Consider the following 15,718-nt stretch of genomic DNA (forward strand, 5'->3'; position numbering starts at 1 on the left):
TGCCGAGGCAAGCAGGGCGGCTAACTCAAAGTGCGCAAGATTCTTGACAGTACCGTCACGAAAGCGCTCTGTCTGAGAGCTCATGCAAAAAGGCTTCCGATCTACATCGGAAGCCCAAACCGGATAACGTTTTGTCCGCTATGCTCTTATCATCCAATGAGCTATTTTATCCGCTATACAGCGCCTATTCTTAATGCTTAAAATTCCAGCATTTCGCGCAAATCAACATATGTTTGTGGAAACAGCTCGATTGCCTCGTATTTAAGCTCCCTCGCTTTCTTTTCTGCTCTATCACTGAATGCCTCCATGAGAACGGGGAGGTTTATTCCTGCAATGCACTCCACCTGTGGATGATTTGCTACAAAGTTCCCCAAAACCATAGCAACAGTATTAAAAGGTGTACCGCACACCATATCGACAAAAATAAGAATACCGTCGTCGCTATAGTTCTTTTCCAACGCTTCATCTACTGTCGCTCTGAATTTATCTAGAGAATCATTTGGCTCCAAGCCAAGAGCTATAATTTCTTGCGAATTGTCTCCAAAGAACATCCCTACGGCATCGCGCAGCGCATAGGCAAGTGCCCCGTGTGTGACCACCATGATTTTAGTTGCCATAGGCACTCTTCACAATGCTCATGAATTCAGTTACTTTAGTAAGGTCGATGCGGTCTCCCGTCTTGAATCCTCGGCCTACAATTACCGCATCTGCATACTCAAAATAAGACAAAACTGTCTCGGGCTTCACACCCGACCCCACTATGATTGGAAAACTGCCAAGAGCCTCACGCATGGACTTAACATCTTCAACACTAATACGCTTACGGTCATCGTTCTCAGTCACAATAATGGCACTGGAATCATGATTGATGGCATTCTCAGCAAGTTCATTGATGGGTACCTCTGGCACGCCATACGTTTCAGCAGTATGAACATCCGTGAAAAGCATAGTATTAGACGGATACTCCTTCATCAGGTTCATCATGCCAGTAGAACAGGCCTCGATATAGCCAAAAGAACCCGCTCGGTTATCCACAAAAGCTTCCACACGAATAAAATCTGCATCGACAGCGTAAGCCATCGCCCACTCCTGTTTCCAAGCGTTCATTTCAATATTTACACCAAACGGGATTGGACAAAACAACTTAATCTGAGCAGCGATACGTACCATAAGGGAGTATGCCTCCAGTGGCACCTCGGTACTGTATTGTGGCCAGTCAGAGAAGTTTTCAAGTGCTATTGCATCAACGCCACCTTTGATTAAGGCTTTAGCGTCTTCTATGGCGTTATTAACGATTTCTTCTTTATTTCCTCTATATGACATGTTGCCAGGAAGTGGCAGCAGGTGAACCATTCCGATAACCCTCTTTTTTGAAAAAAAATCCTGAGCAATCTCCTGAATCATTGTTTTCCTTTCATAGAAATAGTTTGTATGGCTAGATGCCATGTAAAAATATGCGTAATCTATACATACGTTCTGTGAAAGTGGGCTATCTCCTCCTATGCAACAAGCATTCCACCATCGACGACAAGATTAGCCCCTGTAATATGACGAGCTGCACTACTACCAAGGAAGAACACTGCGTCGGCAATTTCCTCTGGCTCGGCAGCACATCCGAGCGGACCCAGTGTTACAGCCGTTTTATTCCCGCTAGACTCAAGGTCACCATAGTTCTCGAGCGTTCGTTTCATCATTTGAGTATTCACCCACCCCGGTGAAACGCTATTAACCCTAATGCCAAACTTGCCATATTCACTCGCGACATTTTCGGTCATACCAATAACCGCCCATTTGCTTGAGCCGTATCCGACTTCATACTCATAACCCCGCATACCTGAGACTGAGCCAAAGTTAATGATGGAGCCAGATTTTTGACGGCGCATAATAGGAAGGATGCTTTGCATCATAAGGAACGTACCAAATACATTAACCTCATAGATTTTTCTGAACTGGCTGAAGGGATAGTTTTCTGTAAGGTCATATCGTCCCACAATTCCAGCCGTATTAACCAGAACATCAATCCGGCCAAATTTTTCATCAATGGTCTTTACCGCTATACGCACAGCCTCTTCAAGAGCAACGTCAACATCCAACGCAAGAATCGCTTGATCTGATGCTGTTTGTAATGCCAACTTTTTTGCAGCTACAACAAGCTTGTCTTCGTGTATATCGAGCATAACAATAGAAAAGCCACTCCTATAGTATTTAGATGCAATGGCAAACCCAATACCACCAGAAGCTCCAGTAACAACACAGACGGGCTGTCCCCCAGTAATACTACCTATTAACACTGCGGACACCCCTTCCTTCAACACTTTCCATAAGCACTTGGACCAAATGTTCATTCACAGGATTGGTAACTTTTCCGCCTTCTTTGATACTGCTTCCCACAATAACTCCATCCGCCACATCAAGATAAGTTGATGCAGTTGAAGCGTTAACACCACTACCTACGAGTACTGGAAAATCACCTGCACACTTTTTAACTTGCTGTACTTCATCAAGACTCGGGCTCTTCCCTGTAACAAGTCCCGTACAAATGACGGCATCAGCGCCACCCTCAATTATGGATTCAACAGTAAAGTCAACTGGCTGCTCCGTGATGGGAAACGTGTGCTTGACCTGTAAATCTGCAAGAAGGGCAATTTCTGCTGGATATGCCGCCTTGAGTCTCATGAGATCAGGGCCGGATGCAATACAAACTCCATTAGGCCCCATACGATTTTCAGCGAACACTTCCACGCGAACAAAATCAGCATCACATGTATATGCAATGTCCCACTCCGCTCGACAGTCATTAAACTGCACGTTAATCCCCATGGGAAGATTGCAGCTTTCACGGAGGCGCGTAAAAATATTCGATATAGCTAAGTAGTTGATCAAATTACTCTTTGTTGCATAGGGCACGTCGCCAAAGTTTTCTACAATAACCGCGTCAATACCACCCGCAATAAGAGCACGAAGATCAGACAAGGCGGCAGCGTAGACATCAGCCATACTCCCGCCGTATGTTGGTGAACTAGGAAGAGCGGCTAGGTGCACCATACCGATAATTGGCTTTTTGTTGCTAAAGATCTTGTTAAAGAGTGTCATGTTTCACTTCCATTCTGCTGTCTTTAAGCTCTTATTAGTAGCAAACCTCAATCACGTTATCTTCAAATGTGATTGCACGGCATTCTTTGCCTCCCACAGTTGCAGGCTCATACAGCATTTCGTAACCCGCCGCATGAAACTTTGCAACGATCTCGTCGAAGCGCTCCTTACCTTCGACCTTGATGCAGATATGCGCCCAGCCTGTGCGATTACAATCTTTCTTAGTATTAACAATCTCTGGCTTTGTCATAAGTTCTATGCGCGGACCATCAGATAGATCGAGGATAAAGGAGTAGTAGTTGTTCTCCTCCTCGTTATAGGCGCAGTGTTCTTTGGCATCAAACACATCTTCAAAAAAGGCTTTTGCAGCCGTAAGATCACTGACAAAAAGTCCAACGTTCGTAATTTTTGCCATCATTGCTCCAATCTTTTTTTGAATGTATTTTTGGAAAGTCGGTCGAAGGGCTCGTGTGGGATCAACAGACCCACACGGGCTCATACCTATGGTGAACTGGTGTTATGCAGCGATTACGCCAAGCATGCCAAGAATAAAACCAACTGCCATGAGGACAAAAGTAATGTGAGAACCCTTGACTTCCTTTTTTGCTGCAAAATAAACGCCTAATGTGAGCAGTAAAGGCATCATTTTGGGCAAAATTGCATCAAAGACACCCGTTTGCAGATTAAAGAGTTCCACGCCATCCTGCACAACTGAAACATTCCATGTAAAGCCAACATAGCTGCAGATGAGTGCGCCTGCAACGGCACAACCTAAAATCTCAGCGACACGCACAACCTTGTCAAAGATGCCAGACTCCATCATTTTGAGCACGGTTTCTCCACCAGATTTATAGCCAACGTTAAGCATCCAGTAGCCGACACCATAGAAGATGGATACAAACAAAATCGTATATATAACAGGAGCCCATGTTGCACCCTGTGATGCAAGGTTAATAAAGATAACAGCAAGTATAGGAATGAGAACGACCTGAGAGAGCGTATCCCCAATGCCGGCACAAGGACCCATAAGGCCCGACTTGATAGATGTGAACGTATCGTCTGAAATATCTGCACCAAGCTTTTTTTGTTCTTCCATTGACGTACAGATTCCCAAAATCATGCCACCAAAATTATGGTCAGTATTGAAGAATAAGGTATGACGCTTCATTGCGGCAGTAAGGCCTTCAGGGTCATCTTTATAAATTTGTTTCAAAACAGAATACATTGCAGCACCAAAGCCGAGACCTTGCATCCTCTCGTAGTTATAGCAAGATTCGTTATAGTATTCCCAGTTAAGCCATGCTTTGAGAAGATCTTTTTTGCTAATGAGTTGAAAGGAGGTTTTATTAATTTCTGTAACGCCCTGAAACGCCTCAAAATCATTGGACGAAAAACCTACCACGAGGATGGCAACGAAAGCAAAAATCAGTGAGATGGCAATCGTGCTCAAGCCAAGATAGCTTGCAGCAAAAAACCCAAGAAACAAGAACCACCGTGCTTGGCCATGGAAAATAGTTAGAAGCATGAGACCAATACCAATTGCGGGCAACATTGCACCCATGGCGCTAAGAGCACCAATAACGGTATCGTTAAGCGTGTTAGAGATATCTACAACAATTCCAGAGCCAAGGTACAAGATAATGAATGCAGCCACAAAACGAATAGCCCATTTTATTGCATAGGGCAACCATAAATTAGCTATCTGAATACGATTTGCTTTGCCATCGTTAATCCACTTGTCAGCAAGTGCAACAAAGAAACACTGCCCAGACATGGTGAGCGTCCAGAGTACAGAACCAAAAAGACCAATTGGCATAGCAAGCGCTAACGCCGCATTGACATCGAGATCTCCCGCAAGGGCAAACGCCGTTCCCATGACACCCGCCATTCCAGAGTCAGACGGCAATGAGCCTCCAGCGGAAATAACCCCCAGATACATAATGTTGATTGACGCACCGATAATGGTTCCTTGAACGGGATCACCCATAATAAGACCTACAACAAGACCAGATACGAGAGGCCTATCAAGTGTGGCCCAGGTTCCCATAGAACCAAAAGGCCAGGCACTCTCTGCTAAGCAGTAATAGAGTGCAATCAGGCATGCTTGCAAAATACTAATACCCACGACTAACTCCTTTTCTTCTTGCGGCACCACAATAAACAAGGGCATACGACAACAATCGATACCCATATAGCCAAAACTGGGTCAAATCGATAAGGGACGTTTTACCAGCTTTTGTGAGCCAGTCACCTTTTTATGTGCTTTTATGTATTGGCATTCCTACAGCAGATTCGTGATACTTTCCTTAGAATCCGTAGGCACCATCTGGCAATAAATTGGCACCCCAGCCTCAACAATTTTGCGAAAATCTTCCACTTCTTTTTCTGAGGCTGAAATGTTTTTGTTAAATCGCTTCCGATCGGAAGCACCGCCCATATTTCCTAGGATGATTTCCCCAAATGAAAGTCCACTCTCTATAAGGCTAAGGAAAGGTGCGGGGGTTTTAGCTAAAATCATGAGACGCTCGGATGCAGGAGCTGGCTCCTTCAGAAACGCCTCTGCATCAGCTTCGTTCATAACATTAAGCTCAATATCCTTGGGAGCGGCAGCAAAAAGAATACGCGAGAGGAACGTATTAGCTGCGGAGACTGCATCAACTATCAGAATAGAATTAGGCGCATAGAGTCGCATCCATGCGGTCATAACCTGACCGTGAATGAGACGCTCGTCAATACGGGCTGCAATTATATTTCTCATGAAGTAACGACCTCCCCACTTAACCCTATCTTTTTTGTTCAAGCGATATTAAGCCATATGCATATCGAATACTCAATCAGGCACTTTTTTGTGACCGGTAACTTTTTTGTGACTGGCAACAAAAGTAATAAAGACTGCGAAGCATTACTTTTCGTTGATGAGCTCTACAAGTATTTTTCATTTTGAGGCCCATCAAACTCAACAAAATGGATTCTTGGACACCACCACAAACCATCTTGCCATTAATAAGGGGGACATACAGCTATTGCAGACAAGCGTTAATTGGAGATGGTCTTGAGAATTATTACCCATAGCACCGTAGCTTGACAGAAATGTGCATGTGCATAGAGCACATTGAGTAGAGTAGTATTCTCCAACATGGTTGAAATATCTTTCTCAGCAAAAGGTAGACGAAGTGGAAAGAGCCGTGTGACTGGTTCAGAGAAATGTACAAAAACACTGCGACATGTACTGGCCAAAATAGTGCGTGCTTCAGTTAGTCATAGATAATGTCGCGCGACCTGTGCTTGGCTGTCTTTGATGCGCGTCAATTTGCTTCTTCGGCAAGCCTGTCTCGAAAGAAGCGCATAATAACGGTCGCAGTGATAAATGTAAGGGCTCTGGGCAGTATCACCATCCCCCACTCGTATGTCTAATAACCCTTAACCGTAAGCACAAAAACAGCACTCATCGCAACATTGAAAACAAAGGTTACCTACTGAAGTGATACGTTAACTACGAGGTGTTTTCGAGTCTCAGGACAGAGCTCAATCAACCTCTTGTCGAACATGCATCTTGTTCCCTCTGTCGGCTTCAGTAAGCTGTTAGCAGAGGGGAATTTATGAATGCTATCACACTGTCATGGTTCGTCTTCCACCTCAAAAGAGTCACCGTGCAACACAGTTTGTGCAAAAAAGAGCGCCACGCGGCACTCGTAAAAATTTTAGGAAGCAATTCTGATATCTCTTCTGTATGCATAAGATATGACCTTTTCGGCAACTACCGCCTCAAGGACCTCATCTGTGTCGACCAGTCACCCGCACAGTACACTGGTCCCGACTGGCAATGGGGTCAAAAGGGTTGCTACGACGTCGAGATGTTTATCTGTAGCTGCATGGCAGTGCATGGGTCGGTGAAAATATCCCAGGCGCTAAGACCGTATTTTTCGAGGAATCGGGTCATATGCTCTTCTGGATGGAGCCCGAGAAATTCAACGCAACGGTAACTGAATTTGTAAAGTCAATTCAGTAGCACCATAGCGTAGCTTGTATCGTTCTTATGCTTGAGCATGGCGGGAAAAACGTCATGCTCGTTCATGCGCATTCGTACTCGTGTAGTCATTTTCGACTTTTTCTTTGTTGGCAATACTATGTCAATCTTCGGAGGAATAGTGCCCCAGCATAACTATGCTGTCGGCCATGTGTGGCTGACACACAAGGATATATCCTGCTTTAGTCGTCATGGCTACTACGTACATAGGTGAGAGAAGGGCCTGCGCCATCAATCCACTTCCGCAATCGAAATATCAAAAGCCACACATCATTTCAATCAGCGCAACTCGCCAACTTGCCGTCCTCGTAAATCCCAACATTTAGGACTTTTTGTCAAACGGTTTAAATGCAAGACCCTGTATTGTACGGGTTACTTCAACGTATCTTGGATGAATCTCATTCTCAAACTGTCGCACAACTGACTCTAGGCTCGGCGTATAGCACATAACTATGGTAGGAACGATGCCCATAGTTTTTTCTGGATTTCTTTGAGCTGAGTCATAGGTCACAAAGACAAATGTTCCTTTCTCAGGACTTGCTCCCACCACATCTTCAATAATTACTTGTTTAAAAGACACTTTTTCATTAACGAATATGTGTAATTGAAATTCACGTGGGGTATGTTGCCCAAGTATAATGTCGCGTCGATGAGGCAGCGACCGCACATCTTCTATTCTGGCAAGAGCAATCTTTCCGCGGCGCACCATGAGCGCCACGGAAAGATCTTCAAGATGTCGCACGAGAAAATGCATGAGCATATATCCTGCTACCAGCAGAACCAAAGCAAAGATTACTCCAGCAAACGTGTAGCCATTTGCAGCATTAACAACTGGGACAAACCCAAAAAAAGTTATACCTGCAATAGCAATAAACACTATGCCAGTAATGATATGCGTTCGAATTCTAGCTGTCTCGTACATACTTCTCCATCGTAGTCCTGCTATTAGTGATCTATCGGCATTACTTTATCGATAGTTGGCGTCTTTGATGTAATGTGCTTACGAAACTCCTCGAATACAGGATGCTGCTTCCAGCAGCCTATTTCATCAGTTGCCTTGAAAGCGATGGTTTGGTAAAAAGGCAAAGCGTAAAGCGGCGTTAAACGTGGCTCACGTATATCAAAAGGTAAGCGTACAGCGCGCGAATCATCTATCCGAGGATTGTTGGTCACCGCAAAACAACGATCGGTGACAGCGTTCGTTGCATAAAAAATCTGATAGAGACGATCGCTGCCATTTTCAAAATCATCTATAAAGAAAACCGTGTAATTAGGAGTGAGTTGTAGATTGGGACCATGAATGTATTCTTCAGCCTCATAAGCAAAACTCGGCACCTTGATTGTCTCGCCCAACTTGAGAGCGCCTTCACAGGCAACACCATAGCCCTGAGCAAAGCCACAGTGATATGAAACTGTCATAGAGGTAAGCATTGCGCGATTGCGCTTATAAAAATCCAGTGATGCCTCTTGGACAACCTTATGCCGAGAGGGCACCTCAGCCATCTCGTTGCGCACCCTCTGATAGACAGCGCTGTCAATCCTGCCAGACGCATACGCCGCCTCTAGTGCAAAAAGCATCAGGAACTCAGCCAAGGTCGCAACACCCTTGGTTACATAGCCAATGAGCTCTGAGCCCACGCCATAATCTACAAGTATATCTGCATGGTCTTTAAAATCGCTCTGCAGGTTGCCTGTAAGACCTATTGAGGTATGACCCAGCTCACGTATTTTATCTAATGCCTTAATAGAGTTAGTAGAACAGCCGCTTTGGGAGATCGTGAATACAAAGTCGTCATCCCTTAGGAGATTTTTATAAAGCAAAAAAGAGGTTGGAGGTACAATCTGCACATCGACATCCAGATACTTCATCATGAATGGTTTTGCACACTGCGCAGCGTTAAAACTCGAGCCGCATGCAATAATCCACACATGGTGGTAAGAGCCCGCACGCCATGCATCCACTAAAGATTGCGTGAGGCAAGTTGATTGCTCTAGATTGAGTGCTAATTGATCTGGCGTCTCTTGTACATAGGTAAGCATTGTTGTAGTGCCACTCATAATAACCTCTCAAATCCCATCGACTTCAGATTCATCTTCAACATCTGTCAGCTTGAATTCCACCAATGATTGATGTCCCGCATCTAATATCGTTTCGACAAAATTATCTGCACATTCACAATCCTCACGTTCCAAAACTGCGGCAAGCAATACCGCCACACTGGTACCCGCAATAACATGGACATCATCGCGATTTGCAGCAAGAGTGGCAGCAGTTTTAAATGGAGATCCACCAATAATATCCGTGCAGACTATGATGCTTTCACAACCCGACAATCTGTCAAAAGCAGCAATTATTTTTTCAGCAAGACAATCAGTTGAATCACCCTCCTCAAAGTCAACGAGTTCAAATGCTTCCTGCTCGCCTACGAGTAGGCGCACCGCAGACCCCAGACCTGTAGCAAAGTGTCCATGCCCCGTTATGAGAATTCCTAGCATCTAAATCCCCAATCTATCTGTCAGATATTGCTTAATCTGCTTATGGTTATCAAAGGCAAAATTTGCCGCCGTAAGGTCTATGTTGACGCCGGGTGTCTGTAGCGCTAAAACCTCGGCACCGGCGCGTAGTCCCGCTTCGATCCCGTACTGCGAATCCTCAATGACAACAGTTCGGCTGGGATCCGCTCCTAACTTATTAATCACATACGTATAAATGGCTGGATTCGGTTTGCTCTCTTCAAAGTGTTCTCCCGATGCAACCACATCAAAGGCATCTTCAAGTCCAAGCTCACAGATAACTTTTTTTAGATCACGCATGGGGCTTGATGAAGCAATGCCCACTCTAATTCCCTGCTCCTTCAGCCAGCAAATAAGCTTTGCAGCATGAGGTATCTGAATATCTGCAAAATTAATTGTGTGGCTTATGAAGTATTCCGCGACGACGCGCTGCGTATGAGGAACATCCATACCAAGATAGGATCCTATTATCTTTGCTTGGTGCTCATCTGAAGCCCCGCGAAGCGCAAATACGTCAGAGGCACTCATTTCTTTTCCATATTGCCGAACAAGCTGTTGACAAATTTCTGCATAGAGCGGCTCTGTATCTACAATGACGCCATCATTGTCAAATATAACGGCATCTGGACGTGAGAAGTCAGTACCGTGCCCGAATGCTCCACGCGCTTGGCACATTCGTTCAGCATGAGCAGCAGCATCTATAAGAGTTTGGGTACAAGCTTCCTGATTGGGAAGCTTCCCCTTATGTTTCCAGCCACGCTTAACCAATCCAACGATCAGAGCTGTAATAAAAGCATCACCCGCGCCTAAGGTATCTAAAGGCTGCTTATCCACTTCAATACCAATGGCTCTCAAAGCGCCATCGCAAAAAAGTATGGGAGCCTTTGGACCGCGAGTCACAAGGACAGGGCAGGTAAGATCTAAGGCAGTATAAAAGCTGGCCGCCTCGTTCACGCTAATACCCTCACGGCTAAATTGAGCTAAGTCAATATAAGGAGCCACACGTTTGAGATAATCGGGTGTCCAATATTTTTCTTTCTCCCCAAAGTCAAAAGAAAGAAGATTTCTACAGTCCGCAAGGCGTGGAAGATCATCTTCGACATGTGCATTACAACTCGTCAGGATTACATCGGCATCGCAAACAACTTCAAGTTGGTTTCCATTGAGGGCGAAATAGTCCGGCCAATTTTTTCCTAATTCATTACGAAGCCAATGATGACCTGCTCCACAAGGCTCACTGATGCATCGTTTGGTCGTACCACCAGCAACTATCCGACAAGTAGAAAAATCAACCCGTTCAGCTCGAAGTGCGGCCATAATGGCGCGGCCCCATTTATCATCGGCAATAGAGCCCACATACACACCTTCGCAGCCCAAACGTGTTGCCGAAACTGCAACGTTTACAGCGTTGCCACCTGGATAACCATAATTCGTTCCGCTCCAGAGGTCGAAAACGTTATCTCCCAAACCTACAATCTTCATCAGTAGGCCTCTTTACGGTAGTAACGATGCGTGTCCAACGAGTGTTGGCAGGCCACCTCAAGGTTCTTCGAAATTCGTTGAAGAGCTGCATTTATAAGCACGGGCCCCAGCAGAACACGCCAACGCTCAAGCACAGTTGGAAGCACAAAATCAGCAGCATCAATGATTGTCAATTTGTCTGTATGACTTGCGGCAAAACGCGCTACTCGTAAATCGAGCTCACGTGTAGGTCCTTCTCCAATCAGTAATGTGAGAGGCACACTAGGACCAAGCAGTTCAAGAGTGCCATGGAAAAATTCCGCACTTGTTACTGATTTAGTACGCATCCAAAGACTCTCTTCAAGCACACACATAGCATAGGAGTAGCAAACTGGCCAAAGATCATCCGAAGCTACCCAAATATGGTATGGCTCTGCACAATACGCATGTGCATAAGCCCGAGCACGTTCATCAAACTGCTTGCGAACTGCATTAAGGGCTTCGCCCAGCATTTCGAGAGCCGATGCAAAATTATCGTAATCTTTGAACTCGCCGCGATTAGCAAGAATCTTGCCAACAAAGAAATAAAAGGGGAGTTCAAGCGGACGGCCATTACCAAAATGGAAAGCGTAATCAGAAAGACTAGCTAAAGGCGAGGCATCGGGTCCCGTGGACGAAAAAATTTTCGCTCCTCTTTCATGTAACCACTGAGCTGCCTTCACTGTCTCTGTTGTGTCACCCGATTTGCTACCCATAAGTACCAAAGTACCAGGCCCCACCATATTGCAACCAGCACTAATTAGATCAGCTGCCTGCACGCTACGCACTGGCAACACACTCATACGATCAATCATGAATCCGAAGGGCGCTATGGTCGCCTGTGAGCCACCGACTGAACAGATAAGTACATTCTGAATGCCGCAAGCACAAGCTTTATCGGCCAACTCTTCAATATAAGTACGCTGAGAGTAGATATGTTTTGCTCTATCCAGAAAATCCTTCTCATCAAAATTTACCATCTGAACCATGCAGTGAAGCCCCTTTCTTATTGCATTATTCAGAAAATGACCTGCTTTTATAAAATGAGCGATGAGTCATCGCAAGCTCATCGCTCATTTACAATCAGATACGGGATATAAATCCTTCTACATCCATCCAAGCAGTGCCATAAGAATGCCAAAGGCAATAATGCCCAAAATTACCACGAGGACGTTGGCGTCTTTACGGAAGAGCCAGTACGTCAGGAAAACAAAGCCTAAGGGCAACATGTTGGGAAGGATCCCATCAAAAACGCTCTGAACTGTTGTGCCACCGATACCGAAAACAAGGGTGTCGCTAAAGGCCAAACTGACATAAGAAGGGATGAGACCACCCACAACCATCATGCCCAGGATGCCGGCTGCTTCGGTAAGATACTTTGTGCTCTCGCCAACATTCTCGACAAACTTTTGACCAACGGTATAGCCCAGCTCAGCAAACCACATGCGAGAAATAGCCGCAATAAACCAAATTCCCATGTAAAGCAAAGGTCCCAGCACAGAGCCTTCTTGTGCCAAAGAACAACAGATGGCTGCAGAGATCGGCAAAAGAGTGAACCAAAAGATGGCATCGCCTACACCCGCAAAAGGTCCGAAGAGACCATTGCGGATACCAGCAATAAGATTGCGATCCTCGCGACGTTCTTCCATTGAAATAATGAGGCCCATGAGGAAAGCACCCATATGCATTTCAGTGTTCATAAACTGCATGTTATAGGTCATGAACTCACTAAGGTCTTCTTTAGAGTCTCCATAGAGCTTCTGAAATGCAGGTAGCATCGACATGGTGAAGCCAGGCGCCTGCATACGCTCAAAAGAGAAACCGTTCTGCATACCAATGGATAGCAGACCCATGCGATGAATATCTTTCTTACTAAGCTTACGCTCTGTAATCTCATTAGATGCCATCAATCTCACCGCCCTCATCTGCTGCTCCAATGGAAACTTTTGCCTCATCAAGATTCTTTTGATGCGAATAATTGATGTAAGCAAGGGCGGCAGCGGTAATAGCAACTGGTAAAACATTGGGTAACTGGAGGAATGTTGCCATCACAAAGCCCAAGAACAGATAAGCCAAGTTTTCTTTCTTGAGCATAACCATAAGCAACATACCAAGACCAACGGCAGGAAGTAGGCCTCCTGCAATCTCAAATCCATGAACCAGCCAAGTGGGAAAACCATTAACAAAAGATTGGATTGGGCCTTGTAGTGCAAAAGAACAAAGGAAGGCGACGAGGGCCACTCCAGCAGCCTTGAGGATGAGTGCAAACCACACCAAGTTGAAGAGTCCCTTGGCATCTGCCTTGGCAGCATACTCATCGCACTTATGAGCAATTACTACATAGCCAGTATTAAAACCAATACCAACCCACTGAGCTAGAAGGGCAAACGGGAGCGACAAGCCAACTGCAGCCTCTGGACTTTGGCCCGTAGTATGAGCAAGTACCACCGTCATAATGCCCGCCATCAGAGGATCGGGCGGAACCGTTCCACCAACCGTCAACAAACCGAGGTAGGACAATTCGGTAACTGCACCACACTTAATGCCAAGCGTGACGTCACCAAGTACAAGACCAGTCAGGAAGCCTACAACCATGGGGCGGAACCAATAGAAGGCCTCAAAGGTCTGATCCATTGCACAGATAAATGCAACAAGCAGAATCAACAGGCCTTGCAATAAGGTAATTTCCATTCTTTTTCCTTTACCTATTTGCGTGCGGACCATACCAACAGGGGTAGAAGCTATCCCTGTTAATGCCTCCTTCCTGTTAGATTTCGTATCTTCTTGAGTTGGGAAGTATTTGGATATATAGCTTTACTCCCTTGGCTTTCATTGCCTCAAAATCAGCGATATCATCGTCGCCTGCATAGACATGGGCTGCATAGTATTTCTTTTTGCCTGGCTGCTCGTGCATATTACCAACATTTACCTCATGTATAGGCACTCCACCATCAATGAGGGTGCGTATATCTTGGGGAGTTTTGACAACAAGAAAGATACGCTGTTTCGGGCTAGCTTTTGCAATAACATCAATGGTCTTTTGAAGCGTGAAAAAGCGAATGCCAACTCCCGAAGAGTCTGCAGTCATTTTCATTAACGATTTCTGCATAGGATCATTTGCGGCAACATCATCTGCTACGACAATAAGATTGGCACCAGAAGCGCCTACCCAAGAATTGCCGACCTGCCCATGCACCAAACGATTATCAATGCGTGCCAAAACAATATTAGGTTCAGCCATCTTTTTACCTCTACTTTCTCGGACCCTATAGTTGCGGCGTACGCTGGGGCAGCGCCCGTATCTTTTGGCTCATGTGCAATGTATCGGCCGCCCCAGGCGACAGCATTGCACACGAGCCTCTAGACAATCGCTAGAGTACAGCTGTGGTGCTTTTATGTTGTCGATTACATCATTAACAATTGGGTAATCGGCGCTATTTTTCCTGTAAAAGGTCTTTACATATTTACACTTATTTCACAGGCTCTTCATCCAAAGTAAGTTCGCCAGAATAGTACGAACGCGTAAATTCAACCTTTACGCCATCTGTATCTCGAGATACTTGTAAATACCTAAAAAGAGGGTCCCCTTCATGTTTATCTAAAAGAGCTGCAACCGTATCATTAGCAAGTACCGCACTCATCTTTGACCTTGCAGAAGCAACGCTTTTTCCGCACAGACCCATTGCACGATACAGACTCTCCGTATTGAAATCATAGGTATCAAGCCCTGGATATAAATAACATGGAATATAGGTTTCCAAGAAAAAGGATGGTACCCCATCCGTATAACGCAGTCGAACCAACTTATAGACTTCTTCATCCTCAAGTAGACCAAATGTCTCAATGACCTCTTGTGGTGCTAAGCATCGCTGGAAAACGATAACTTTTGTCGTAACGACTTTACCCACATCTTGCATTTCATCGACATAACTTCGCAATTCATGATGAAAATGCTGAGCTACATCAGGCTGACATACCACTGTTCCACGGCGACGCCGGCGTTCAAGATAGCCCGCATCTACTAGAAGCTGAAGTGCTTGGCGCACAGTGGGTCGGCTTGCAGAGTATTGTCTAGCAAGCTGGGTTTCGGTGGGGATTAAATCACCCTCCTGGTAGATGCCGTCCTTAATTTGCTTGAGCAAGTCATCCTTGATTTTTCCATAGAGAGTACCCATGCTCACATCCCATTACTCTTCCACTGATTGCTATATCGTAGACTATTGTATGAATTCAAAACTATTTGTATGGCATTCAGGTTCGAATAATATGTACTTACAATTATACCTTGTGACTTACAATATAGAACAAGCGAGTCATACCAATCACTTTTCCGGAAGGGGTATCCATGGCTTCCTACTCACTTGACAATTTAGCACGTCTGATTGATCACACAAATCTACATGCAGACGCAAGCGAGGCAGATATGCGCAAGCTCTGTGAAGAAGCGAAGCGCTATCACTTCAAGATGGTTGCTATCAATCAAGTACAGTCATCCTTCTGTGCGCAGGAACTTAAGGGAACCGATATTAACACGGGCGCAGCCATCGCCTTTCCCCTAGGCCAGACTTCCATCGCTGCTAAAGT

The 15,718-nt window shown here is 45.3% G+C and carries 16 protein-coding genes and 1 pseudogene; 1 reads left to right on the plus strand and 16 read right to left on the minus strand.

Features of this window, described 5'->3' with window-relative positions; translation table 11 throughout:
• Positions 1 to 197: 197 nt before the first annotated feature.
• The 16 genes from Q0X25_RS04490 to Q0X25_RS04565 all read right to left on the minus strand — a co-directional run bounded on the left by Q0X25_RS04490 (position 198) and on the right by Q0X25_RS04565 (position 15,309).
• Positions 198 to 617 (minus strand): PTS sugar transporter subunit IIA, encoded by a 420-nt coding sequence (locus Q0X25_RS04490; protein WP_298579295.1) that lies wholly within the window; start codon positions 615 to 617, stop codon positions 198 to 200.
• Entirely contained in the window at positions 607 to 1,404 is a 798-nt protein-coding gene (locus tag Q0X25_RS04495; RefSeq protein ID WP_298579296.1) for a BtpA/SgcQ family protein, read from the minus strand. Before Q0X25_RS04495 ends, Q0X25_RS04490 begins: the two co-directional genes overlap by 11 nt.
• A gap of 95 nt (positions 1,405 to 1,499) precedes the next feature.
• The gene (locus Q0X25_RS04500) at positions 1,500 to 2,291 is read right to left on the minus strand and encodes an SDR family NAD(P)-dependent oxidoreductase (RefSeq protein WP_298579297.1); all 792 of its coding nucleotides are present in this window, start codon (positions 2,289 to 2,291) and stop codon (positions 1,500 to 1,502) included.
• Positions 2,278 to 3,093, minus strand: coding sequence for a BtpA/SgcQ family protein (locus Q0X25_RS04505; RefSeq protein ID WP_298579298.1), 816 nt, complete (start codon positions 3,091 to 3,093; stop codon positions 2,278 to 2,280). Before Q0X25_RS04505 ends, Q0X25_RS04500 begins: the two co-directional genes overlap by 14 nt.
• A gap of 34 nt (positions 3,094 to 3,127) precedes the next feature.
• A complete protein-coding gene (locus Q0X25_RS04510) occupies positions 3,128 to 3,508 on the minus strand; it encodes a VOC family protein (protein ID WP_298579299.1) in 381 nt (126 codons plus the stop codon).
• 102 nt (positions 3,509 to 3,610) lie between these two features.
• Positions 3,611 to 5,218: a PTS system mannose/fructose/sorbose family transporter subunit IID gene (locus Q0X25_RS04515; RefSeq protein WP_298579300.1), complete on the minus strand. Its 1,608-nt coding sequence runs from the start codon at positions 5,216 to 5,218 to the stop codon at positions 3,611 to 3,613.
• Positions 5,219 to 5,374: 156 nt separating this feature from the next.
• Positions 5,375 to 5,851 (minus strand): PTS sugar transporter subunit IIB, encoded by a 477-nt coding sequence (locus tag Q0X25_RS04520; protein WP_298579302.1) that lies wholly within the window; start codon positions 5,849 to 5,851, stop codon positions 5,375 to 5,377.
• A 1,591-nt stretch (positions 5,852 to 7,442) separates the two neighbouring features.
• Positions 7,443 to 8,042, minus strand: a complete 600-nt coding sequence (locus tag Q0X25_RS04525) for a hypothetical protein (protein ID WP_298579303.1) — start codon at positions 8,040 to 8,042, stop codon at positions 7,443 to 7,445.
• Between the two features lie 23 nt (positions 8,043 to 8,065).
• Positions 8,066 to 9,178: an SIS domain-containing protein gene (locus Q0X25_RS04530; protein WP_298579304.1), complete on the minus strand. Its 1,113-nt coding sequence runs from the start codon at positions 9,176 to 9,178 to the stop codon at positions 8,066 to 8,068.
• A 9-nt stretch (positions 9,179 to 9,187) separates the two neighbouring features.
• The gene (agaF, locus tag Q0X25_RS04535) at positions 9,188 to 9,616 is read right to left on the minus strand and encodes a PTS galactosamine/N-acetylgalactosamine transporter subunit IIA (protein WP_298579305.1); all 429 of its coding nucleotides are present in this window, start codon (positions 9,614 to 9,616) and stop codon (positions 9,188 to 9,190) included.
• Positions 9,617 to 11,116: a PfkB family carbohydrate kinase gene (locus Q0X25_RS04540; protein WP_298579306.1), complete on the minus strand. Its 1,500-nt coding sequence runs from the start codon at positions 11,114 to 11,116 to the stop codon at positions 9,617 to 9,619.
• Positions 11,116 to 12,123: an SIS domain-containing protein gene (locus tag Q0X25_RS04545; RefSeq protein ID WP_298579307.1), complete on the minus strand. Its 1,008-nt coding sequence runs from the start codon at positions 12,121 to 12,123 to the stop codon at positions 11,116 to 11,118. Before Q0X25_RS04545 ends, Q0X25_RS04540 begins: the two co-directional genes overlap by 1 nt.
• 117 nt (positions 12,124 to 12,240) lie before the next feature.
• Positions 12,241 to 13,041, minus strand: a complete 801-nt coding sequence (locus tag Q0X25_RS04550; RefSeq protein WP_298579308.1) for a PTS system mannose/fructose/sorbose family transporter subunit IID — start codon at positions 13,039 to 13,041, stop codon at positions 12,241 to 12,243.
• Positions 13,031 to 13,825 (minus strand): PTS sugar transporter subunit IIC, encoded by a 795-nt coding sequence (locus tag Q0X25_RS04555; protein ID WP_298579309.1) that lies wholly within the window; start codon positions 13,823 to 13,825, stop codon positions 13,031 to 13,033. The genes Q0X25_RS04550 and Q0X25_RS04555 overlap by 11 nt, the downstream gene beginning before the upstream one ends.
• A 76-nt stretch (positions 13,826 to 13,901) precedes the next feature.
• Positions 13,902 to 14,375 carry a PTS galactosamine transporter subunit IIB gene (agaB, locus tag Q0X25_RS04560; protein ID WP_277259889.1) on the minus strand — a complete coding sequence of 158 codons (474 nt, stop codon included), beginning with the start codon at positions 14,373 to 14,375 and terminating at the stop codon, positions 13,902 to 13,904.
• A gap of 229 nt (positions 14,376 to 14,604) precedes the next feature.
• Positions 14,605 to 15,309, minus strand: a complete 705-nt coding sequence (locus Q0X25_RS04565) for a GntR family transcriptional regulator (protein ID WP_298579311.1) — start codon at positions 15,307 to 15,309, stop codon at positions 14,605 to 14,607.
• Between the two features lie 170 nt (positions 15,310 to 15,479).
• Between Q0X25_RS04565 and Q0X25_RS04570 the strand changes: the two are divergent.
• A pseudogene (locus Q0X25_RS04570) lies at positions 15,480 to 15,718 on the plus strand (2-deoxyribose-5-phosphate aldolase); the annotation flags it as partial.

The organism is uncultured Olegusella sp. (assembly GCF_947253395.1).
Lineage (GTDB): Bacteria > Actinomycetota > Coriobacteriia > Coriobacteriales > Atopobiaceae > Olegusella.